The sequence below is a fragment of the Streptomyces sp. NPDC002088 genome (assembly GCF_040296605.1).
Taxonomy (GTDB): domain Bacteria; phylum Actinomycetota; class Actinomycetes; order Streptomycetales; family Streptomycetaceae; genus Streptomyces.
The window spans coordinates 280,468-303,249 of the sequence record NZ_JBEOXO010000005.1; the positions used below are offsets into that span (position 1 = coordinate 280,468).

Sequence of the window (22,782 nt, forward strand, 5' to 3'; positions counted from 1 at the left end):
CCTGTTCGGCCGTGCGATGCGGTCGCGCGCGGCCTCTTCGGCCCGGCCTGGGATCGCGGCCTCAGGCGGGCAGTACGGTTCCTGATTCCACGACCCTCACCAGCGGGGCCAGCTCAGGGCGCACGCTCGCCTCGTCCAGCGCTTCGCGCAGGGCGGCGTCGTTGGTCGGCCGCGCCTCTTCCACCAGTTTCTGACCCGCCTTGGTGACGTTGGTGTAGATGCCGCGCCGGTCGGTCGGGCAGAGGTAGCGCTCAAGGAGCCCGCGGTCCTCGAGCCGGGTGACCAGGCGGGTAGTGGCGCTCTGGCTGAGCACGACGGCGTCGGCGACCTGCTTCATCTGCAGGTGACCGCCCTCTCCGTCGTGCTGGCGGCTGAGGACGTCGAGCAGGGAGTACTCGCGCACGCTGAGGTCGTGCTTGGCCTGCAGGGCGCGCTCGATATGGGCTTCGATCTTTCCGTGCAACAAGGAGAGTGCGCACCAGCCCTGAGCGAGGGCGGTGAGCGCCGGGTCTGTGGCGGTCATGGGGTCTGAAACCTCCGTATAGGTGCGGCTGAAGTCCAGGATAGGGGATGCCTGAAATTTCCAGCGGTTGCCTATATAGCGCATCTGCAAGTATTGCGTACGCGCATAAGGCGCGCCTGCGTCGGCGCCGTGGAATTTGTGATCACGGGCTTGCTTCCGCAGGTCGCCGGAGATTTCGGGGTCTCGATCCCCGCAGCCGGCCTGCTGGTGACCGACTACGCGCTCGTGGTGATCGGAGTCCCACTTCTGACCGTGCTGGGCATCAAGATCTCCCGCAAGAAGATGCTCCTGCTGCTCATGGCGCTCTTCGTCGTCGGCAACCTGCTCTCGGCGCCGGCTCCCGCCTTCAACGGCGACCGCATACCCGACCTGTGGGCTGTTTCCGCAGGCGGGACGGTCACGGCCAACCTGTTCACCAACCTGTCCAGCACCGCCCCGGCCACTCTGACGCGCGTCACCGAGGCCCTCACCACCAGTTGACGGATGACGGAGCGCGTCTCGACCACCCAGGACACCGCTTCCGCTGCGGGAGCTTGAACCTGCCTACCCAGCCTGGCGGCACCACTACGGCTTCTCAGTGAAACTCTCGGGGATGTGCGCCGCCCGACTGGCCTATGAAGCCATCCGATCAGCCGGTGATCGTCTGGGGGTGGTGCATGACGGGCCTCTTGGTAGCTGAAGGATCCAAACGCATCCCGAGTACCAGGAGGCCCTAATTGCCGCACTCTTTGGCACAAATGCGGCTTGTTCACCCTGCCAATGTTTTGTGGAGGGCGTCGAGGCCGTCGCGATAGATCCCGGTGAACAGGGCGACGACTTCGTCCTCGCTCGCTCCTTGGGGGGTGAACCGCCCGGACCACTGCACCTCGGCGGCGTGTTTGTCGCCGGGCACTTCATGCACGCGCAGGGTGGAAATGTAGCCGACGACCGGGAAGGGCGCTTCGAGGATGGCGTAGCTGTAGTGACGCTCTGTTTCGTTGAAATCCACGAGGCGCTCGAGGATGGTTTCTCCGTCCGGGTTGGCGAGCCGACGGACGCGGCCGCCCTCCAGAGCGGTGCTCTCGGGGATGTAGGGGAGCCAGTCCGGCAGGGAATCGAAACCGCCGATCAGCTGCCACACGCGCTCGGGGGAGGCCGGTACAACCCGGCTTACCGATGTCGATGCCATGATCTTTCTCCAAACTCGTTTGTTCTTCGGGAACGGTGGTCGCGTAAGAACTCAGGCATTGCCCGGGAGCGGAGCCTCGGGGCTGACCAGGCCGGCCTTGCGGAGTTCGGCCCAGAAGTCGGCCGGGACGTTCTCGCGCAGGGCGGAGAGGTCTTCGGCGATACGGCTGGGCTTGGTGGCGCCGGGGATGACGGCGGCGGTGACCGGGTGGGCAAGGGCGAACTGCAGGGCGGCCGCCTTGATGCTCACGCCGTGCCGGCCGGCGATGTCCTTGATGCGCAGGACCTTTTCGATGATCTCCGGGGGTGCGTCCTGGTACTCGAAGTGGGTGCCGCCGGCCAGGATGCCAGAGCTGTAGGGGCCGCCGACGACCATGTCCACTCCGTGCTCGGCGGCCATGGGCAGCAGCCGCTGGAGAGCGTGGTCGTGGTCCAGCAGCGAGTAGCGGCCCGCGAGGAGGAACCCGTCGGGCTGCGGTTCGTCCAGGGCAAGGGTCAGCTCGATGGGCTCGGTGCGGTTGACGCCGAGGCCCCAGGCCTTGATAACGCCCTCGTCGCGCAGGCGGGACAGCACGCGGAAGGCTCCGGTGCGGGCCTCCTCGAACTTCTGCAGCCACAGGTCGCCGTGGAAGTCCTGGGCGATGTCGTGCACCCAGACGATGTCGAGACGGTCCACGCCCAGCCGCTTCAGGCTGTCCTCGATCGAACGCTCGGTGGCCTCGGTCGTCCACTCGTGCACGATCTTGTTGGGGTTCCCGTGCTCGAACAGGCCGCCCTTTTCTCCAAGGTCACGAGAACCCGTCTCGAGCTCGTCCAGGATCACGCGGCCCACCTTCGTGGACAGGACGTACTGGTCCCGGTCCTTTCCGGCGAGAGCAGCCCCGAGACGTGTCTCGGACAGACCCGCGCCGTAGAACGGGGCCGTGTCGAAGTAGCGGATGCCCTGGTCCCACGCGGCCTGGACCGTCGCATTGGCCTCCTCATCCGGAATGGCGCGGAACATGTTGCCCAAGGGCGCAGTCCCGAAACCAATACGGTCAGGAAGGAGAGAGGTGATGGTCATGGCAGGTCCTTGTCCAGAGAGGAAACCGGATTTCCGGCCCTTCAGCCGGTCCGTCGTTCTTTCCTCTTCGACATTAGGATGGGGATATCAGACTGTCCAAGACTTCCTTGGGCACACTTGAGTCTTTTGAGGTCTTACATGCTTGACCTGCGGCAACTTCGCTATTTCATCGCCGTGGCCGAGACCGAACACGTCGGCCGCGCCGCCGAACAGCTCCGCATCTCGCAGTCCCCGCTCAGCCGGCAGATCGCCCAGCTCGAGAAGAAGCTCGGCCTCACCCTGTTCGAGCGCACCCAGCAGCGCATCCGCCTGACCCGTGACGGCGCAGTGTTCTTGAGCGAGGCCAGAGCGCTCCTGCGCCACGCCGACCGCCTGGAGAACCTCGGCCGCCGACTGGGCCGCGGGGAAGAGGGAGGCCTGTGCATCGGCTACGCGCCCGACGCCATGCACACGGGTGTGCTTCCCGGTGCGCTGCGCCGCCTGCAGGAGGAGCGTCCCGGTATTCACGTCGCTCTGTACAACATGTCCGCCTCGGAGCAGTTCGAAGGGCTGCGCCAGCGCAGCCTTGACATCGCCCTGGTACGGGAACCACCAGACCGCGACGATCCTGCGCTGCGGGCAGCGCCCCTGCTGGAGGACCCCTTGCTGCTCGTCCTTCCGGCCGGTCATCCGCTGGCCGCTCAGGACACGGTCACGGCTCATGACCTGGACCGCCAGCCCTGGATCGCCATCGAGGAAGAGGGCGATCCAGGATGGCGGGACGCGTTCGTCGCCTCATGTGTTGCCTCAGGCTTTACCCCCGACATCCGGCTCGACGCTCCGGAGCCCCTGACAGCGCTGGGCCTTGTCGCCTCCGGCCTTGGCCTGGCGCTGGTACAGAAGAGCATGGTGCGAGGTGTGACGGACGCCGTGGTGGTACGTGAACTGCCCTGGCGCGAGGCGTCCGTTCACCTGTGGGCCGTCTGGCACCACATCGACCTGCGTCCGATTGTCTCCTCGTTCCGCGAGACGGTGCTGTCGCACGAGCAGACGAGGAGCGAGGAACCGGTGTCCGCCTCTGCGACGTGAGGACGGCGACCTGTGCACGGCGGGTGCCTCCGTCCGCGACGCCCTCCAACGTGCGGTCGAAGACACGTCCGGGGCGGATCGAGCCGTCGAGGATGTGCGGCATCAGTTCCTCGATGTAGGCGCGGGCGGGGCGACGCCGCCGGTGAGGGTGATGATGCGCATGAAGTCGGAGAATCCGAACGGCACGTCGGTGAACTGGGGGCGCCGACGCGGCTGATGGTGCCGCCGTCGCGAACCACCCCGAAGCTCTGCACGAGGGCGTCCTTCAGTCCGACGCACTCCAGCACCCTGCGGGTGCCCTCGCCGCCGGTGAGTTCACGGACGCGGGCGATGCCGTCGTCTCCGCGTTCGGCGACCACGTCGGTGGCGCCGAAGTCGCGGCCCAGGTCGGTACGGGCCTGGTGGCGACCCATGAGGATGATCTGTTCGGCGCCGAGCAGCCGGGCGGAGATCACTGCGGACAGTCCGACCGCGCCGTCACCGATGACGGTGACGGTGACGGTGTCGCCGGGGTGGACGCCGGCGGTGTGCGCGGCGTGGTAGCCGGTGCAGAGCACGTCGGAGAGCGTGAGCAGGTCGGGCAGCAGCGCGGAGTCCTCGGCGACGGGCATCTTGACCAGGGTGCCGTCTGCTTGCGGGACACGGGCGGCCTGGCCTTGGCCGCCGTCGACGCCGTTCACGCCCCACTGGCCGCCGCGCAGGCAGGAGGTCTGCAGGCCCTCGCGGCAGTACGCGCAGGTGTTGTCAGCCCGGACGAATGGGGCGACAACGACGTCCCCGGGCTTGAGGGTGCGTACCTCGGAGCCGGTCTCCACGACGACGCCGAGGAATTCGTGGCCCATGTGGCGTGGGGTGTCGGTGGGTACGTCCGGCGTGGACGTCGCCGGTCCCGGACGAGGCTGCTGTGCGCACGGTGCCCCTTCAGAACGGTCTCTGTTCCGGCCCGGTCGTGGGTTGACCGGGCCCTCGGCTCCTCGGCCTCTTCCAGAGGACTGCGTCTCGGCGCGCGGGTGGGAGTCACTGCTCTTCCAGGTACTGGCAGTACCTCGCAGGCACTCGCCGACGGATCTACCGTGAGGAGACCGGCGTCTCGGAGGAGATCGTCGGCAAGGCCCTGAAGGACCGCCGCGAGGACGTGTTCCTGGCGACCAAGTTCTTCATGCCCATGGACCAGGACGACCCCAACCAGCGGGGCGGCTCACGGCGCTGGATCATCCGCGAGGTCGAGAACTCCCTGCGGCGCCTCGGCACCGACCACATCGACCTCTACCAGGTCCACCGCCCCAGCCCCGACACGGACGTCGCCGAGACCCTCGGCGCACTCTCCGACCTCGTGCACCAGGGCAAGATCCGCTACATCGGCTCCTCGTCCTACTCCGGCTCCCAGATCGTCGAGGCCCAGTGGACCTCGCGGGAGCGCCACCTGGAGCGGTTCGTGACCGAGCAGCCGCCGTACTCGATCCTGGTCCGCGGCATCGAGGCGGACGTCCTGCCCACCGTGCGCCGCCACGGCATGGGCACCCTCACCTACAGCCCGCTCTCCGGCGGCTGGCTCTCCGGCCGCTACCGCAAGAACGCAACCGAGGGCCCCGCCTCCGCGGCGCGCCCCCAGGCCCGCTTCGACATGAGCACCCCCGCCAACCAGCGCAAGCTCGACGCTGTCGAACAGCTCGCCGTCCTGGCGGAGAAGGCCGGCCTCACGCTCATTGAGCTGGCCGTCGCCTTCGTCATCAACCACCCCGGCGTCACCTCGGCGATCATCGGACCGCGCACCATGGAGCAGTTGGAGGCGTTCCTGCCCGCCGCCGACGTGACGCTGTCGGCCGACGTGCTCGACGCCATCGATGAGATCGTCGCCCCCGGGGTCACGGTCAACCCGGTCGACAACAGCTACGGCGACTTCGAGCTGCGGGCCGACCAGCGGCGGCGATGACGCGAGTCGGATCGGCGGGTCACGGTCGTCGACTCGCATCCCGGATCACGGGGGCGGTAGGCCGACGGGGTCAAGACCGGCGGAGGTGCGGCGCTCGCGCGGTGTGGAATCCGGCGCGAGTGCCTCGCGTCCCGACCCTGTGCTTGCCGCAGCCAGGTGTCACACCTCGCAGCAGTCGCGCGTGCGGCGTCATCACCTCTCCGTCATGACGCTCATTTGACGCTCGGTGCGTCCGATGACTGCTGGGGAAGCCGATAAACCGCTCCTGAGCTGCGGTTTTGCCGGGCCCGCTCGGGGTGAGGTGTTTCCCGTGACACATCATGTGGGGTGCGTCATGGCACGCCGTCCCGCCCGCGCGAAGCAAGAGGGCGCAGCAGGATCACGCCCGCGGTCTTGCCGAGGGAGAGGGCCGCTGCGGGGAGCGGAGTACGAGCAGGGTGATCTCGCTCGGGGCGAAGACGCGGAACGGTGGGCCCCAGAAGCCGGTGCCACGGCTGGTGTAGAGGAGGGTGCGGGTGCCGTGGCGGCTGAGGCCGGCGAGGGCGGGCTGGTCGATGCGGACCAGGTGGTGGAAGGGCCAGATCTGGCCGCCGTGGGTGTGGCCGGAGAGCTGGAGGTCGACGCCGTCGGCTGCCGCCCGGTCGACGAACTTGGGCTGGTGGGCCAGGAGTAGGACGGGGTGGTCGGGGTTGGCGCCGTCAAGGGCTCCGGCGAGATGGGCGCGGTGGCCGGCCAGGCCGGAGGATTCGGCGGTGACATCGTCCACGCCGGCGACGACGAGGGTGTCGCCGCCGCGTTCGAGCAGTAGATGGCGGTTGCGCAGCGGTTCCCAGCCCAGCTCGTCCATCAGGTCGACCCAGCCCTGGGCCTCGGTGTAGTACTCGTGGTTGCCGGTGACGTAGACCCGGGCTCGGGTGGCCTGCACGGTGCCGAGTGGGGCGGCTTGGGCGCGGCGGCGTTCGGCCGTGCCGTCCGCGATGTCCCCGGTGTGGCAGACCAGGTCGGCCTGCAGAGTGTTCACCGTCTCGCAGACCCGCGCCGACCAGCGGGCGCGGTCGAGCGGGCCGTAGTGGGTGTCGGTGATGAGGGCGACGCGCGTGCCGTCCAACCCGGCTCCCAGGCGCGGAAGTTGCACGTCGAGGCGGCGTACCCGGGGTACTCGGCGGGCCTCGGCGTACCCCCAGGCGAGCAGCACGGCGGCTGCGCCGAGGACCGCCCAGGTGACGATCCGGGCCCGGTCCTGGCCGTCGCCGACGCCGGTCACGGTCAAGGCGAGCCGCAGCAGGACGCCGAGCAGAACGGACCAGGTGAACAGGACCCAGATGGTGCCCAGCAAGGTGTCCCCGATGATCGCCGCCCAGTCCTGCTGGCGTCGGCCGTGGCCGCGCACCATCGCGAGCGGCATGCCGATCAGACCGAGGACGAACAGGGCGGTGCCGGCCAGCGTGACGGGGAGTGGCCAGTGCTGGCCGGTGTGCAGCAGCACCCAGCAGGGCACGGTCCACAGCAGGACGGGGGCGATCAGGGGGAGGTAGCGCATCAGGCGGCGCAGCCGGCTCTGCTGAGTCGCGTGCGCTGCACTGTCGGCGGGTCGGGTTTCGCTGGTGTCGGTCACGCTTCCCCTTTTCAAGCAACCAGGCTGCCGTCGCGCGCACTGTAGCCGGTTGTCTTCTGCAGGAAGGGGGGAGCGTCTCTAGAACTCTGTGTGTGCCCGGGGGTTTACGGGCTTTTCGGGCGCGGCGTGGCCGTGTGCGGTTGCCGTCCGGTGGTCCGATCCTCGGGGTGAGGGGGTGGGCCGGGGTGGCGTGCAGGTGGTGGAAGCCGGTCCGCTCGGCGGCGCGGGTGCGTCGTCGACAGGTTCTGCGGGAGAGCCGCCTGCGTCCGGGGGGAAGAAGGTCTTCCGCCTGGGCGTGGGCGGGTACTCCATGACCTGGCACCGGCCTGGGTGCTGCTGCCTCTTTTCCGGCAGGTGGGGTTTCAACGGATCAGCGGTCTTGGTACGCGAACCGCGCACCACCTTGCCGTCGACCGCGATCACCTGCCGCACCGGCTGCTTCCCCTCGGGCGAGGGTGGTGGCAGCACCCTGGCCTGCAGATACGCACTGATCGCCGAGTCCAGCGCGTCGCCGTCGACGCGTTGCAGCAGACGCCGCACCGTGGCGGCGTGCGGCACGGGCCGCAAGCCGGTGAACGGGCGATGCCGAAGCCGAGAGCGCCCAGGACGTGCTGCGGAGCATCCACGACCCACTCACTGATCGCGATGAGCGAGCGGGTCCCGGTCAGCACCGCCGCGACGGCCGTGCACAGCAAAGCGACCGCCGGATACCTCCGCCCCCGCACATCACGGGGATCGGGCACCAGGTTCAGGAAACGACACAGGTTGAACGTGTGGACGCCGCTGTGCTCCTCAACTGACCGTGGCTGACCGTTCGATCTGGCACGTATCTGGCCCGCGCAGCAGATCTACCGGAGGCAGGGTTCGCGGTGGAGACGCCCTCAGAGCCAGCAGGTGTGTGCAACCGGGGGCGGAGGTGCGTCAGTAGCCGGTGCCGCGCTTGACCTGGGCCCGCTCGCTCTCATGGGTCGCACCCTTGTCGTCCAAAGTGCGACACGCGTCGGCAATGTCCTGGCTCAGGTGATCGATCTGCTCGCGGCTCAGGGTCTCCTTGACCAGGGCACGCATGATCTTCACCCGCTCCGCGTTGGGCGGGAGCGTGTACGCCGGCACCATCCAGCCGCGCTCGGCCGAGAGTTGCCAGGCGACGTCGGACTCGTCGTAGGCGTGCTTGCCGGCGAGACGGAAAGCGACCAGCGGCAGCTGCTCGAGGTCGCTCCCGATCACTTCGAAGCGGCCGCTGCTACGCAGGTTGTCCGCCAACGCGTGGGCGTTCTCCTGCAACATCTTCATGACGTAGGTGTAGCCCTGGCGACCGAGCCGGACGAAGTTGTAGTACTGCGCGAGCACCATCGACGCGCCGGTGGAGAAGTTCAGCGTGAACGTCGCGTCGGTCTTGCCCAAGTAGTTCTCGTGGAACACAAGGTCCTTGGGCAGGTCGGACTCCTCGCGGAAGACCAGCCAGCCGATGCCGGGGTAGACCAGGCCGTACTTGTGTCCCGAGACGTTGATCGAACGGACCTGCTCGAGCCGGAAGTCCCATTTCGAGTCCGGGTAGAGGAAGGGCCACACGAATGCGCCGCTGGCTCCGTCAACGTGGATCGGGATGTCGAGGTCCCGCTCCTTGCGGACGTCCCGCAGGAGTTTGTCGATCCCGACGACGTCGTCCTTGTGGCCGGTGAACGTGGTGCCGAGGACGGCGACGACGCCGATCGTGTTCCCGTCGAGGTGAGGCTCCACGTCCTCCGGGCCGATCGTGTACTTGCCCTCGGCAAGCGGCACGATCCGCGGCTCGACGTCGAAGTAGCGGCAGAACTTCTCCCACACGACGTGGACGTCCCCGCCGAAGATCAAGTTGGGTCGGTCGACCGACAGATTGGCCGCCTGGCGGCGCGCCCGCCACTTCCACTTCAGCGATAGCGCCCCGAGCATGATCGCCTCGGACGAGCCCTGGGTCCGACATCCGGTTGTCTTGCCCGGCGCGTTGAAGAGGTCGGCGAGCATGCGCACGCAACGCTGCTCGATCTCGGCGGAAATCGGGTACTCCGCATGGTCGATGAAATTGCGGTGGAGATTCTCGGCGATGATCCGTTGCGCCTCCGGCTCCATCCAAGTGGTAACAAACGTGGCGAGGTTACGCTGCGGGTCACCCTCCATGGCGAGGTCGACATCCAGCAGCCTCATTGCGTCCGTCGCGGCCATGCCTTCCTCGGGGAAGGTCTCCGAAGGAGCAGGCACGGTCAAGAATCGGTTGCCGAACAGGGCCGCGTCGTCACGCTTAGTCATATGACGATTCAAACAGTGCCAGTGCCTGACTTGACGAGGGACACGCCGAGACAGAAACGGCTCGCCGACGACAGCAAGAACGACGAGGACGGTGAAGAGGCGGTGCTCCAGGCCACCCACATCACCCTATGTCTGCCGGCCCAGCGAATCGGGCAGCTCCCCGAGCAGATCCAGGACTTGGAAGACCGCCTGGCCCGGCTCGTGGAACACCATGCCCCGCAGCTGCTCACCGATCCAAGGGGAACTGGTCCGGCTCGGACACTCGATTCGCTGCGTTTCTTGCTCCGCGACCGGGACGCGAAGTACACCGAGTCCTTCGACGCGGTCTTCGCGGCCGACGGCATCGAGGTCGTGAGGACCGCGCCGCGGGCTCCTCGGATGAACGCGCACTGCGAACGAGTCATCGCAACCCTGAGGCGCGAGGTCCTCGAGCACCTGCTGATATGGAACGAGACGCACACTCGGCAGGTCCTTGATGCCTACGCCCGTCACTACAACCACGCCCACACCAGGCCGGGGGACAGCTTCCGCCCCTCGCCCACGAGCACCCAGCACCCATGACCGACCTGACCGCGCACCGACTCCTGCGCACCCGAGTACTCGGCGGCGCCATCAACGAGTACCGATACGCGGCTTGACCAGCAGCAACGAGTTTCCGAACGGCACACGGTGTCCCGGACCACATCCTCGCGCGATGGGCTGCCTCGCGCGATGGGCTGGGCATACGAACGTAAAGACAACCAAGCGGTGGTACGTCAAGCCGGATGTAGAGGATCTTCGCGGAGCCGCCACGCGAGAGTGGGACGAGGCCCGCTAGATTCACCCCGGCGATGTGACATCTGGTGACAGATGAGAGGCTCGGGCGGGTGAGCGAGACACCACCGAACACCCTGCAATACCGCTTTGACGGGCCGGACGACGCACCTGTCCTGATCCTGGGTCCCTCCCTGGGTACCACATGGCACAGGTCGTAAAAGCCGTCCAGGGTCGTCCATCCAGTCCCATGCGGACATGTTTGTCCAGTTTCGGAATCCCGTGGCGGGAGGGTGTCCACGGAGTCTGTGATTCGCGCGTGATACCTGACAGCACGAAGATGACCCGCTGGTTCGGCGGGGCATCATCGTGCGGCTGGTAAAGATGGGTTGGAGCTGCGCGAGGGCCCCGTTGTACCTCGGCCAGGGCCCTTTGATTTCGACATGCCGAACGCCTGGGCGGCGTCCTGGACGCGCGCGACGCCGCGCCAGAGGGAGGGCCACGCCGCGGTCGAATGCGAGATCGTTGCGTGATGCCTTCGCGCCGCACCACTGCAACCGCTCTCAGGGCGCGGGGTTGTCCACGTCCCCGACCGTCGCTTGAAGGTGCTCGGACAGCTCGCGCAGGGTGGGATGGAGATAGACATCCGACCAGGTGAGCGCCGGGTCGATCGTCATTATGCGCAGGGCGGTCATGGAGTCACCGCCCAAGGAAAAGAAGTTGTCGTCCCCGCGCACGACCTCGACACCCAGAGCTTGCCGCCACACTGCCGCGATCCGCTGCTCCCACGGTGAGGCCGCCAAGTCCTCCAGGGCGGCCGCGTCCGCTCCTCGGGCAGCCCGGGGGAGGGCGGGGGGCAGGGCGCTCCGATCGACCTTGCCGTGGGCGTTCAGGGGCATCCTCGCGATCTCTATCACTGTGCTGGGGACCATGTAGGCAGGCAGCCTGCGCGCGACGTGAGCGCGCACTTCCTGAGCCCGGAAGTCCTCGCCTCCGTGCATGACGACGTGGGCGACGAGTACGGGAGTGGCCCGCGCGCCGGACTCGGCAGTGACCACGGCCTCCTTGACCGCAGGATGTTCCAAGAGCGTCGTCTCGATCTCCGTAAGCTCGATGCGCAGGCCGTGGACCTTGACCTGGAGATCGGCTCGGCCGAGCAGTTCGATCAGTCCGTCCGCGTTGAACCGCGCGAGGTCCCCCGTCCGGTAGAGCCGTTCGTCGGCGAAGTCGCCGTAGGACCAGGTCACGAAGCGCTCGGCTGTTAAGGCGGGCTGGTTGAGGTACTCGCGCGCCAGGCCGATCCCAGCGAGATACAGCTCCCCAGTGACACCGGGTGGAACGGGCTGGAGCCGGTCGTCGAGGATGTAAGTGCGTTGGTTCGCCATCGGGCGCCCGTACGGGATGCTGGTCCACGCTGGATCGGCGGACTCCACCTCGTAGAGGGTCGAGTAGATCGACGCCTCGGTGGCTCCGCCGAGTGCGATGAACCTGAGGTCGGGTGCGTGCTTGCGAACCCGGTCGGGTAGCCGCACCGGAATCCAGTCGCCGGCGAGCAAGGCGAGACGCAGCGTACTCAGCACGGCGCCGCATCCGTCGCCCGCGTGCTCGACGCGCTCAAGAAGCAGCTCCAGCAGGGCGGGTGCGGTGTTCCACACCGTGATCCCGTGGTCCGCCGCCAGTTCCACCCAGTGCGCCGGGTCCTTGGCGCGGTTGGGGGAGGGCAGGACGAGCGTGCCGCCGGCCGCGGTGATACCGATGTACTCGTAGACCGACATGTCGAACGTGGGTGAGGACAGGCCCAGGATTTTGTCTCCGGGGCCGACGCCGAAGCGCGCGTTGAGGTCCGCGATGTTGTTGGTCACTCCGCGGTGGCACACGGCGATCGCCTTGGGGATGCCGGTGGACCCCGAGGTGTGAATGACGTAGCAGAGGTTCTCCGGGCCCGCCTTGGACGTCGGGTTATGGTCCGGGAAACCGGCGAGGACGGCCGCCTCATGGTCCAGTACAACGGTGCGGCCGGATGGCGAGGCGTCGTCGAGGTCGCCGGTGAGCTCACCGTTGGTGACTATCACCTCGCATGACGCTCCGTCGATCATTGCTTTGAGACGGGGTGTTGGGTGCGTCGGGTCGAGGGGGACGTAGGCGCCGCCCGCCTTGAGCACGGCGAGCATGGAGATCAGGAGATCGGGGGAGTGACGGAGGTACAACGCGACGCGGTTGTCAGGACCGACCCCCAGACCGCGCAGGCGGTGCGCCAACCGGTTGGCCGCCGCGTTGACCTCCCGGTAGGAGAGCCGCGTCGATCCCTGGATCACGGCGACCGCGTCTGGTCGCCGCTCCGCCTGGTCCTCGAAGGCGTCCTGAAGGCATGCCCCGGCGTAGGGGAGCGGTGTGGTGGTGTCGTTCCACTCGACGAGGACGCGCCGGAGCTCGTCCGGCTCAAGCAACGTGAGCCCGGCCAGCGCATCATCGGGGTGGGAGAGTCCGTCGCCGAGCAGAATGACGTAGTGCGTCAGCAACCGTTCCGCGGTCGCGGCGTCGAAGAGCCGTTCATCGTAGTGCAGTTCGATGCGCCGGGGTGTGTCCGAGGCCGGGGAGAGAGCGAACTCGATCTCGTACGGACGCGTTTCGATGGCTGCGGCGGCTGCGTCGAGTCGCACGGCGATGCCGGTCGGGCTGGGCGGGGTCTCTGTGACGGGGCGCCGGCCGTGGGCGGCCTCGGCCAGCGTGTGGAGGGTCGACGCACCGGTGACGGACAAGCGGATCAGGTCGCCGGAACCGGGAGCGCCCGCGTCGTGGAGATCGACGAGCTCCTGTCCGGTGTAGCGGTGGAGCAGCGCGGCGAATCCTGCCAGGAGTACGTGCTCGGGGACTGTCCGGCAGGCCGACGCCAGAACGTCGACGGCGTTTCCGAGCGGGACGGGTAATTCCTTGACCGCGACTGCCCCGCATCGGGGTGAGAGTGTGCCGCGCGGCCGATCCGTGGGGAGATGAACAGCGGAGGAAACCAAGTCCCTCTTCCTCCCTGATTGGGTCTGTTTCGGAGGCAGTTGAGCCATCAGTCAAGACGTCGGGGACCCTAATCGCATTACATCGGCGACCTCAATGTGAGTAGCCTCACAAGTGATCGACGGTCATCGTGGCCCAACACTAAGATCCACGCGACGTCAACCTGCGGTTACAGGGGAAACGGGGGGAAAGCCAGCGTGAATGCGTGGTCCGACTTAGCTTTCGACGGCCTCGACGAGTCAGACCTGTTACGCAGGGACGGCGAGAAATGGGCTGCTGTGGAGGCCGGCATGCTCTCCTCCTGGGTCGCCGACATGGACTTCCCCACCGCTCCCGTGGTGAGGGAAGCACTGCGTTGGAGAGTCGAGGGGGATCTGGGCTATCCCGCCTGGTTCGACCAGTCCGGCGGCGGCCCGCTCGGGGGAATATTCGCGGAGAGGATGCGCCGCCGATTCGGCGCCCAGGTGGATGAAACGCACGTGCGTCTGTTCACCGACATCAATCAGGCCATGCTGGCCACCCTCCAGGTCGCCACGCGGCCCGGAGACGCCGTTCTCCTTCACACCCCTGCCTGCCCGCCGTTCGTCGACGTCATCGAGAAGACCGGCCGCAGGCCGCTCACCGTCGCACTACAAGCGAACGGCTCCAGTTGGGAGTTCGACCCCGAGCTGATGGAACGTACGGCGGCGTCCCACGACCCTGGACGGCGCAAGGTTCTCTTCCTGGTGAATCCGCACAACCCGACCGGTCGTGTCTTCCGGCGCGACGAACTCGAGCACCTGGCGGAACTCGCCCTCCGGCACGACATGTTGGTCGTCTCTGACGAAGTGCACGCGGACCTGACTTACCCCGGCCACCGCCACATCCCGTTCGTCTCGCTGGGCGACGAGATCGCCGCGCGCACCGTGACGCTCACCTCCGGCAGCAAGGCGTTCAATCTCTCCGGTGTGCGCTGTGCCGTGGCCCACGTCGGACCGAAGGCCGTCCGGGACGCCCTCGACGAACAACACGGCCTGATGTTCGGGCAGGTGGGCGTGCTCGGCGTCGAAGCACTGAAGGCCGCCTGGACCCAGGGAGACGACTGGCTGGACGATGTCATCAGGGTGCTGGACCGCAACCGGCGGCGCGTGGCGGAACGCCTGCCCGACGGTCTTTGCTACCGCCTACCGGAGGCCACGTTCCTGGCCTGGCTCGACTGCCGCGGGCTGCGCCTCCCGGACCCGGACCCCATGCCTTACTTCCGGGACGAGGCGAAGGTGCTGCTCTTCTCCGGCCCCGCCTTCGGAGCCGCCGGAAACGGCTTCGTACGGCTCAACTTCGCGACCTCCGGGCCACTGCTCGACGAGAAGCTGGCGCGCATGGAAGCGGCCTCCCGCAGACGTCAGTGATCCCATCGGGTCGGATGCCGAGGAGAACAGGCCCGGAAACAGCTACCAGTCGACCGACATCGCGATCGAGTACGGAGGGTTTGTGATCACCCATGCCATCGAAGAGGCGGAAAGCGGTAGCGACCGGACGGTGATGCACCGGGTGGGGGATGCCATCGATGCAAAATCGTTCCTGGAGCGATGTCGACGGCGCCGAGCGCGGCTCGCCGACGATCTGGGGGCGGCACCGGATCGCACGCGGTACTTCCCGGTGCTGGCCGTCCTCGCGCCCGTGATGACCCAGGCCGAGGGGGAGATCACCTACCCCGGTGATCCCATGGCTCTCTACGCGGCGCTCAGCGTCGCCGTCCACCAGGCCGTGCACGACGCGGGTCCCCTGGAGGACGCCACGCACTACAACGACCTCGCGCCCGAGTGGACCGCCTTCCCGTCCAAGGCGTACCGGGCCGCCGCGGGTCACGACGGAGTCCGCCAGTACGGAGCCGCGCCCAACACGGACCAGATGGTGTTCGATCCGCGTGTCTGGGACGTGGCGGCCCGCAGCGCGTGGATCCGGCTGCTGCGCGAGGTCCGGCCGAGAGTCGTCCTCATCAGCGCCGTCTCGCCGGCGCACAGGTACGCATTGGAGATAGCCGCCCTGGTCAGGAGTGAGGTTCCGGGCGCCTATGTCGTCCTCGGCGGCCGTCACGCGGACGAGACCCTCGCGGCCGCACCAGGAGGAAGCGGACTGCTGGTCAAGCCCAGCGGCACGCCTGCCGTCATACAGAACGGCAAGGTGCCTCCAGTGATCGACGCCATCGTCGCCGGGGAGGCGTATCACGCGGTCGACGTGCTGATGAGGGCGCTCGCCCTGGCCATGGACCTCGAAGACCGGTGGGTCGACCGGGCCCGCGTACTGCCCTGCCTGCAGGGCTTACTCCACCAGGAGGGAGTCAAGCCGGGGAAGTCGGTCGTGTTCCTCTCGCCGTGGAGTGCGAGCGAACCCGCTCATGCTGTGCCGCTCGACGGCCCCGGCCTCGACCTCGCGTCGCTTCCCTCGCCGTACGAGGCGTTCGCGATCCGTTCGCACTTCCCGATCTTCGAGAATCCCGAGTCCGGCGCCCCGCTTCGCACCGCGCATTTCATGGTCTCCAGCGCTTGCCCGTACCGCTGCAACTTCTGTTCTGAGTCCGCTCGGGTCGGGCCCGGGCTGAGACGCTTCCGTGACGACGCGATCGGGAAGGCGATCGAGCGGATATGCGAGTACGTGAGCTATGGCGCGGAGGCGGTCTTCTTCGACGATTCCGTGTTCTGGAGCGGCCGCTACAAGGACATGACGGAGTTCTGCCGAGAGCTCCGCCTTGTCAGGGAGGCCGACCCCGCCACCCTCGACCCGCGTCTGCGCGCGCACCTCGTCGGCGAGGACGACACGGAGCGGCTGCGCAACCTCCAGTGGGGGGCGCAGTTGACCGTCGACACCCTGGTCGCGCTGCACTCCGCGGAGGAGTCCGGCGACATCCTCCGGCTGATGCGGGATGCCGGCTGCTCCTACGTGTACATCGGCATCGAGAGTATGTCGTCGCAGGTCATGGACGGCATCCACAAGAACCTCCGGCGCGACGTGGACCGGCCCTGGGCGGCCAAGGTGCGGGAGGCGACCGCGCTCGTCAAGAAGCACGGTCTGCGGCTGGGGACCTCCGTGCTCTTCGGACTGGACGGGGAGACACGCTCCAGCATCGACGAGACGATCCACGAAGTGGGTCGTCTCATTGACCACGGCCTGATCGATCTGGCCAGCCCCAACATCCTCACGTACCACCCGGCGACGCCCGTCACCCGGCAGCACGGCATGCACGAGCGGCTCGACTACCACTCGCCGCGCGTCGACAACCGAAAGCCGTACATCTACTTCGAGGAGGCGTTCCCCGGTGTCGTCTCCGTCCTCCTCACCGAGGATGACATCTGGCACATCCACAACGAGACCCGGATCCACTGGGGCCGGGCCCGCAACGACACCTCCGGCGACCCGAGAGCGGCCGGGGCGGCACCCGGTGAGCACGCTGGGGTCCCGGGGGACGTCCATGGCTGAGCAGTGGGTCACCGCGCATCTCACCGGACCGGACGACGCGCCGGCCGCCGCCCTCGTCCCTCTGGCGCCGACCCAGCGCCGCATGTGGGTGTCGGAGCAACTCAGGCCGGGGCGCACCGAGTACAACGTGGTCGACCTCTGGGCCATCGACGGCCGGCTGGACATGCCTGCCCTGGAGGCGGCCGTGAGCGACGTGCTCCAGCGCAACGAACCCCTGCGCACGACCTTCCACCTGATCGACGGCGAACCGGTGCAGCGGATCCACCCCGTGAATGCGGTGGGCCTGGAGGTGATCCCCGGTGCCCTGGACGAGGCCTCCGCACGCGAGCGCACCGAGAGCCTCGCGCGCACTCCCTTCGACCTCGCCAGTGCACCGCTCGTGCGCTGGACGATCCTCCGCACCGAGGCAGGTACCCATCTCCTCCAGTTCGTCGCGCACCATCTCGTCGTCGACGGATGGTCGCTGGAGATCCTGCTGAGCGACCTGTCCTCCTGCTACGCCGCGCGGCTGCGGGGCGCGGCGCCCCTGCTGCCCGCGGTACCCACGCCCTACCGGGCGTACGCGTCCCGACGCGCCGACCCCAAGGTTCTGGAAGCGCAGACGACCTTCTGGAAGCAGCTCCTCCGCGACCTGCCGCAGCCCCCGGCGTTGCCCTCGGCAGACCGCGGCGCGCCGTCCCGGGCGATCCGCGAGTCCCTCCCCGTCGATGCGGAGCTGGTCCGGCGGATCAAGGTGGTCGCCCGGACGGAAGGGGTCGCGGCGAGTGCCGTCTGGCTCGCTTGCTTCGCCGTCGTCCTCGGCCGCTGGGGCGGGACCCGCGACGTGGTCATGGGGACCCCGCTCAGTGGCAGGACCGGCGCGGATCTCCTCCAGACCGTCGGCTTCTTCATCTCCACGGCCTTGCTGCGCGTGCGGATGCTGGAGGCCGATACCGGGCGCGACGTTCTCAGGCGCGCCCACGAGATGCTGATCGGCGCCCAACTGCACCAGGACGTCCCGTTCGAGGACGTCGTGGCCGCCGTACGGCCGGCCAGGGACGAGGATCCCGCCGCGCCGTTCTCGGCGTGGTTCAACGTGCTCAGCTATCCGACCCACTCGCTGCGTCTCGGGACCGCGACAGCGCGGCGCCTGCCAGCACCTGTCCCGGGGGTGCCGTTCGGTCTGTCTCTCTACGTGGACCAGCGCGACCAGGACGCCGTACGGCTGGACCTCGTGCACGACACCGCGTTCCTGGAAGGCCCCTACGCGCGCGCCCTGCTGGCCCAGACCCTGGCCGTGGCACGCTCCTTCGCCGACGACGTGTCCGTACGCGTCGACGCCCTCGACCTCGGTGAGGGACGACAGCGGACAGCCGAGGCTCCCGCACCCGTGCCCGTACGGGACGGGATGCACGACAGACTTCGCAGACACCCGCCGACTGACCCCGCCGTCATCGACCACGAGGGCGCCTGGACCTACGCGGAGCTGCTCTCGGCCTCGGAAGCCGTCGCCCGGCGGCTCAGGGACGCCGGACTGAAACCCGGGGACCTCGTGGAGATCACGGAGGCCCCCGGCCGTCACCTCGCCTCGGCGGTGCTGGGCGTCTGGGAGAGCGGAGGCGTCTTCCTCGTCGTGGATCCGAACCACCCCGCCACCTGGCGCGCGCGGCTGCGGGAGAGGGCACGGCCGCGCTTCGCCCTGTGCCACAGCGACGACGGGATCGTCGTCGAGGAACCAGGACCCGGAACCCGGCCGCCGCTTCACCGGGTCGGCCGCGGTGCCGACCCGGACCCGGGGCGGCCGCTCTACCTGCTCCCCACATCGGGCACGACAGGTGAACCACGCCTGGTGCTCGGCGCGGAGCGGCCCGTCCTCGCCTACCTGGAGTGGTGGTCCTCGCGGTACGGGATCGGCCCGCACGACCGGTTCTGCGCGCTGTCCGGCCCCTCCCACGATCCTCACCTGCGCGACCTGCTGCTTCCGCTGTGGAACGGGGGGACGCTGACGGTCCCACCGCCCGGCCACCGGATCGATCCGGCCCGCGCCGCGCAGTGGCTCGCGGCCCACCGGACGACAGCGGTTCACACGACACCTATGGTCGGACGGCTGATCGCCCAGGCCGCGCGGCGCGAGGGCACGGCGCTCGACCACGTCAGGCTGGTGTGCTTCGGCGGCGACGTCCTTACCGACGACACGGTCGCCGCGTGGCGTGCCGTCGCCCCGGCCGCGCGCATCGTGTCCATCTATGGCACGACCGAGACACCCCAGGCCGCCAGTTGCCACGACCTGTCGGCCGGCGAACCCGGGCGCGACCGGCGCGAGACCCCCCTGGGGCACGGCGCCGTCGAGGCGCGTCTCGACGTCGTGACGCCGGCGGGTTTGCCGGCAGCCGTCGGCGAGGTGGGCGAGATTGTCGTCCGCGGCACGCTCCTGACGCTGGGCTACCTCGACGACGAGAAGGCGATGGCGGAGGCCTACGCGAACGACGGACAGGAGGGCTCCCGCTGGACCGCTTTCCGCACCGGGGACGTCGGCCGGCGGCTCGCGGACGGCTCGGTCGCGTTCGTCGGCCGCGGCGCCGCCCTGGTGAAGTCCCGGGGGCACCGTGTCTCGCCCGCTCACCTCGTCGCCGAATTGCGTGCTCTCCCTGATGTCGTGGACGCGGCGGTGGTGCTCCACGACGAGGGCACGGCGGGCCCGCGGCTGATCGCCTACGTAGTCCCCGCGGTCGATCACACGCTGGACCCACAGGACGTCCTGCGGCAGCTTGCGACGCTCCTCCCAGGCGGTTATCTGCCCGACGACGTGTGCCTGCTGACCTCCCTGCCTCTCACCCCCAACGGGAAGCTGGACACCGCCCGGCTGACGGACCCCGCGGCCCGTCCGAACCGGACCGGTACGGGAGTTGGGACCGGCCGGCCGGCGCCGTCCGTGCCGCCGCCGCCCTCCGCCGAACTCCCTCGCGGGCGCCTGCGAGGGACTGTCGAGAGCGTCTGGCAGGAGGTCCTGGGTCTCCCGTCGATCGGGATCGACGACAACTTCTTCGACCTGGGCGGCAGTTCCGCCATGGCGGTACGCCTCCGCATCCGGCTGGAGGAGGAACTGGGCCGACAGCTTCCGCCCCTGCTGGTCTTCCAGAGTTCCACGGTCCGGCGGATGACGGACCACCTGTCGGCGGCGCCGGTGGTGCCGGGCGAACGCCCCTTCGCGCCACCGGCACGCCACGTGAGCGCCCGCGATCTGCGGCGCGCCGCCAGGGCGGCCCTCCAATCCGAAGGAGACAACCGATGAGCCGAATCCAGGGAACGCGGGCGGAGGCGCGAAGCAAGTGGATCAGGGAACCCGCCCCGCGCTCCGGCACGCAGCGCCCGCGACTGCTGTGCTTCCCGTTCGCGGGCGGTGGCGCGACCGCCTTCCGCACCTGGCCGGGCCTGCTGGCGGATGTCGCAGACGTCCATGCCGTTCGGCTTCCGGGGCGTGAGGAGCGGCATCGGGAACCGCTGGCGACCGACCTTGACGCGCTGGCCCGTGAGGTCGCGGACGCGGTCTCCGACTGGTGCCTGCCGCCCTACGCCCTCTACGGCCACAGCATGGGCGCACGACTTGCTCACCGGGTGGTGCACGTTCTGGCAGAGCGTGATCTCCCGCTGCCGGGAATGCTCGTCGTTGCAGCGCACCGGGCACCCCACCAGCCGGCGCCACTGCCGCTGACGCACACCCTGCCCCGGGAGGAACTCATCCGTAAGATCGCGGAGTACGGTGCCACGCCGCGGGAGCTGCTGGACAATCGGGAGATACTCGACTTCTTCCTGCCGGTGATCCGCGCGGACTTCGCTCTGAGCGAGACGGCGGAGGAGCACAGCCCCCGGCCCCTGGACGTGCCGATCCTCGCTCTCGGCGGAGAAGACGACGTGCCGGTCGGGATGGAGGAACTGAACGCCTGGTCCCTGCACACGACCGCGGCGTTCCGGATACGACGATTCCCCGGCGGACACTTCTTCCAGTTCACGAGCCAGGAGCAGCTGATGGAGCTGCTCCTGGACGAACTGATCGGCCTCGCGCGCGGGGAGACCGGGGATCCGGACGCAGTGCGCCCTCAGCGGCCGACGTGGTCGTCCGCGAGCTGACGCACGACGACGTCGACGAGCCCCGGCACGTCGGCGCCGAGGAGGAAGTGGCCACCGGGCACGGACCGGGTGGTCAGACCACCTGCGGTGAGCGACGCCCACTCCTCCTCGCTCCCCTCGCCGAGGACGCGGTCGGCCACGCCCCGGACGGCGAGGACCGGTGCCGCGATCCGGCCGAAGTCGTTCGAGGTCCAGGTCTCGAACGCCTCGAAGTCGGCACGGATCGCGTGCTCGGTGAGGCCGAAGATCGATCGGCCGAACGGTCCGTCGTCCATGGCACCGGTGCCGACCAGCGAGGCGTACAGCTCGTCGGTCGGCAGCTCGTGCGTGAACCGGCCGTCCGGTCCCCGGCCCGGCACCGGCGCACTGGCTGCGACGAGCCGGACGACGTCGCACGCGCCGGCCTCCTCCAGAAGCTGCGCGACACGGAAGGCCACCGGTCCTCCGAAGCAGTGTCCGAACAGGGCCACGGGGCCGCTCTGATCCTCGAGTCCGGCGACGATGTGCCGGGCGACGTCCTCCATCGATGTGAGGAGGGGCTCACGCAGCCGGCTCTCCCGTCCGGGCAGCCGCACGCCGACGACGGAGATCCAGTCGGGGACCAGCTCGCTCCAGACCTTGAAGGGCGCAGCGCCGGCGCCGGCGTGCGGGATGCACAGCAGCCGCAGCCGTCCAGGCCCGGGTGATCCGAAGTGGACCAGCACCGGGCGGGACCTGACGGACCGATCGGCCGTCATCGTACGAGTCCGTAGAGGTCCCGTACCACACGGCTCTCCAGGCGCCCGGGCCCGAGGCCCTGGAACGACTCGTTGGTGGCCAGATGGCACACCACGAGCCCGCGTTCCATGTCGCCCACGGCGATCCCGCAGTTGGAACTGGTGTGTCCCACGACCTGTGAGCCGGAAGGTGCGCCGAACATCACGGGGTCGACACAGGCTCCGAGTCCCCAGGAGACGTCCAGGCCGCCGAAGTAGTCGTCCACCACCCCACTGCGGTGGGCGGCCGCGATGGTCGCGACCGCCTCGGGGCTCAGCACCCGGTTGCCCGCTGCCTCGCCGCCCCGGACCAGACATTCCACCAGGCGTGCCAGTTCGTGGGCGGGCCCGTGGGCGCCGACGCTCGGATGCTGGAGCAGGAAGGAGGCGGGGACGGGATCGGGCACGTCCTCCCCCTCGACCGGGTCCTCCTCCCAGCCGTAGAGGGGAAGCGGCACCACCGCGTCCTCGGTCCTCGGTTCCGGTGTGCCGAGCAGGGTGTGACGCAACCCGAGGGGCGACAGGAAGTTTCGGCGCACATAGTCCTCGTACAGGACCCCTGACAGGCGGCCGACCCACTCGGCGACCGCTGTCCAGGACCCGATGGGGCTGTACTGCGCGCGCGAGCCGGGCGGGGCGGCGAGGGAGGTCTCGCACAACGACGCGAACGCTGCCCCGTGGTCGTTCGTGTAGAACGGCGCCTCGGTGTCGATCGCGTACGGCACGGTGTGCGACATCAGCTGAGCGATCGTCACCTCGTGCTTGCCGTGGCGGGCGAACTCGGGAACGACCTCCGCTACGGGCGTCTTGGGGCTCATTCCGTGTTCGTCCAGCAGTCGGCTGACGGCCATCGCACCGAGCAGCTTCGTCGAACAGATCCAGGGGACGGCGTCGTTCCGGAGCAGGGGCGTTCCCGGGGACGCCTCCCCGAACACCTCGTCGACGACCGTCTCGCCGTCCACGGAGGCATAGAGCTGCACTCCCATGTGGCGATCGTTCGCTATGGCCGACCGGATGCGGTCGATCGCACGGTCTACAGGGTTCATG

15 protein-coding genes and 3 pseudogenes are annotated in these 22,782 nt (G+C 68.7%); 8 read left to right on the forward strand and 10 right to left on the reverse strand.

Going from position 1 to position 22,782, the window contains the following annotated elements:
* Positions 1–61 precede the first annotated feature (61 nt).
* Positions 62–523 (reverse strand): MarR family winged helix-turn-helix transcriptional regulator, encoded by a 462-nt coding sequence (locus tag ABT114_RS13625; RefSeq protein ID WP_351141942.1) that lies wholly within the window; start codon positions 521–523, stop codon positions 62–64.
* A gap of 84 nt (positions 524–607) precedes the next feature.
* Here ABT114_RS13625 and ABT114_RS13630 point away from each other — a divergent pair.
* Positions 608–871 (forward strand): annotated as a pseudogene (locus ABT114_RS13630) (hypothetical protein); the annotation flags it as partial.
* 400 nt (positions 872–1,271) lie between these two features.
* Here the strand turns inward: ABT114_RS13630 and ABT114_RS13635 are convergent.
* Together ABT114_RS13635 and ABT114_RS13640 are read right to left on the reverse strand one after the other, a co-directional pair.
* Positions 1,272–1,691, reverse strand: a complete 420-nt coding sequence (locus ABT114_RS13635) for an SRPBCC family protein (protein WP_351141944.1) — start codon at positions 1,689–1,691, stop codon at positions 1,272–1,274.
* A 51-nt stretch (positions 1,692–1,742) separates the two neighbouring features.
* Positions 1,743–2,753: an aldo/keto reductase gene (locus tag ABT114_RS13640; RefSeq protein WP_351141946.1), complete on the reverse strand. Its 1,011-nt coding sequence runs from the start codon at positions 2,751–2,753 to the stop codon at positions 1,743–1,745.
* Positions 2,754–2,891: 138 nt separating this feature from the next.
* Here ABT114_RS13640 and ABT114_RS13645 point away from each other — a divergent pair, with 138 nt between their 5' ends.
* Positions 2,892–3,821 (forward strand): LysR substrate-binding domain-containing protein, encoded by a 930-nt coding sequence (locus tag ABT114_RS13645; RefSeq protein WP_351142216.1) that lies wholly within the window; start codon positions 2,892–2,894, stop codon positions 3,819–3,821.
* Positions 3,822–3,849: 28 nt separating this feature from the next.
* On the opposite strand, the pseudogene ABT114_RS13650 reads toward ABT114_RS13645, so the two are convergent.
* Positions 3,850–4,681 (reverse strand): annotated as a pseudogene (locus ABT114_RS13650) (zinc-binding dehydrogenase); the annotation flags it as partial.
* Between the two features lie 206 nt (positions 4,682–4,887).
* On the opposite strand from ABT114_RS13650, the gene ABT114_RS13655 reads away from it, so the two are divergent.
* Positions 4,888–5,754 (forward strand): aldo/keto reductase, encoded by an 867-nt coding sequence (locus tag ABT114_RS13655; RefSeq protein ID WP_502988325.1) that lies wholly within the window; start codon positions 4,888–4,890, stop codon positions 5,752–5,754.
* A gap of 379 nt (positions 5,755–6,133) precedes the next feature.
* Here the strand turns inward: ABT114_RS13655 and ABT114_RS13660 are convergent, their stop codons facing one another.
* From ABT114_RS13660 to gad, 3 genes are all read right to left on the reverse strand, one after another.
* The gene (locus ABT114_RS13660; RefSeq protein ID WP_351141948.1) at positions 6,134–7,369 is read right to left on the reverse strand and encodes a metallophosphoesterase; all 1,236 of its coding nucleotides are present in this window, start codon (positions 7,367–7,369) and stop codon (positions 6,134–6,136) included.
* A gap of 419 nt (positions 7,370–7,788) precedes the next feature.
* Positions 7,789–8,112 (reverse strand): transposase family protein, encoded by a 324-nt coding sequence (locus tag ABT114_RS13665; RefSeq protein ID WP_351141950.1) that lies wholly within the window; start codon positions 8,110–8,112, stop codon positions 7,789–7,791.
* A 178-nt stretch (positions 8,113–8,290) separates the two neighbouring features.
* A complete protein-coding gene (gene gad / locus ABT114_RS13670; RefSeq protein ID WP_351141952.1) occupies positions 8,291–9,655 on the reverse strand; it encodes a glutamate decarboxylase in 1,365 nt (454 codons plus the stop codon).
* Between the two features lie 57 nt (positions 9,656–9,712).
* Between gad and ABT114_RS50580 the strand changes: the two are divergent.
* A pseudogene (locus ABT114_RS50580) lies at positions 9,713–10,293 on the forward strand (integrase core domain-containing protein); the annotation flags it as partial.
* Positions 10,294–10,971: 678 nt separating this feature from the next.
* Here ABT114_RS50580 and ABT114_RS13680 read toward each other — a convergent pair.
* On the reverse strand, positions 10,972–13,419 hold the full coding sequence (locus tag ABT114_RS13680) for a non-ribosomal peptide synthetase (RefSeq protein ID WP_351141954.1): 2,448 nt from the start codon (positions 13,417–13,419) through the stop codon (positions 10,972–10,974).
* A 288-nt stretch (positions 13,420–13,707) separates the two neighbouring features.
* Between ABT114_RS13680 and ABT114_RS13685 the strand changes: the two genes are divergently transcribed.
* The 4 genes from ABT114_RS13685 to ABT114_RS13700 all read left to right on the forward strand — a co-directional run bounded on the left by ABT114_RS13685 (position 13,708) and on the right by ABT114_RS13700 (position 20,980).
* Entirely contained in the window at positions 13,708–14,805 is a 1,098-nt protein-coding gene (locus ABT114_RS13685; RefSeq protein ID WP_351141956.1) for a MalY/PatB family protein, read from the forward strand.
* A gap of 82 nt (positions 14,806–14,887) precedes the next feature.
* Entirely contained in the window at positions 14,888–16,873 is a 1,986-nt protein-coding gene (locus ABT114_RS13690) for a B12-binding domain-containing radical SAM protein (RefSeq protein WP_351141958.1), read from the forward strand.
* Positions 16,866–20,144, forward strand: a complete 3,279-nt coding sequence (locus tag ABT114_RS13695) for a condensation domain-containing protein (RefSeq protein ID WP_351141960.1) — start codon at positions 16,866–16,868, stop codon at positions 20,142–20,144. Before ABT114_RS13690 ends, ABT114_RS13695 begins: the two co-directional genes overlap by 8 nt.
* Positions 20,141–20,980 (forward strand): thioesterase II family protein, encoded by an 840-nt coding sequence (locus ABT114_RS13700; RefSeq protein ID WP_351141962.1) that lies wholly within the window; start codon positions 20,141–20,143, stop codon positions 20,978–20,980. Before ABT114_RS13695 ends, ABT114_RS13700 begins: the two co-directional genes overlap by 4 nt.
* On the opposite strand, the gene ABT114_RS13705 is transcribed toward ABT114_RS13700, so the two are convergent.
* Both ABT114_RS13705 and ABT114_RS13710 read right to left on the reverse strand, forming a co-directional pair.
* Positions 20,950–21,717, reverse strand: a complete 768-nt coding sequence (locus ABT114_RS13705) for a thioesterase II family protein (protein ID WP_351141964.1) — start codon at positions 21,715–21,717, stop codon at positions 20,950–20,952. The two genes, ABT114_RS13700 and ABT114_RS13705, sit on opposite strands and share 31 nt — an antisense overlap.
* Positions 21,714–22,781, reverse strand: coding sequence for a serine hydrolase domain-containing protein (locus tag ABT114_RS13710; RefSeq protein ID WP_351141966.1), 1,068 nt, complete (start codon positions 22,779–22,781; stop codon positions 21,714–21,716). The genes ABT114_RS13705 and ABT114_RS13710 overlap by 4 nt, the downstream gene beginning before the upstream one ends.
* Between the last annotated feature and the right edge of the window lies 1 nt (position 22,782).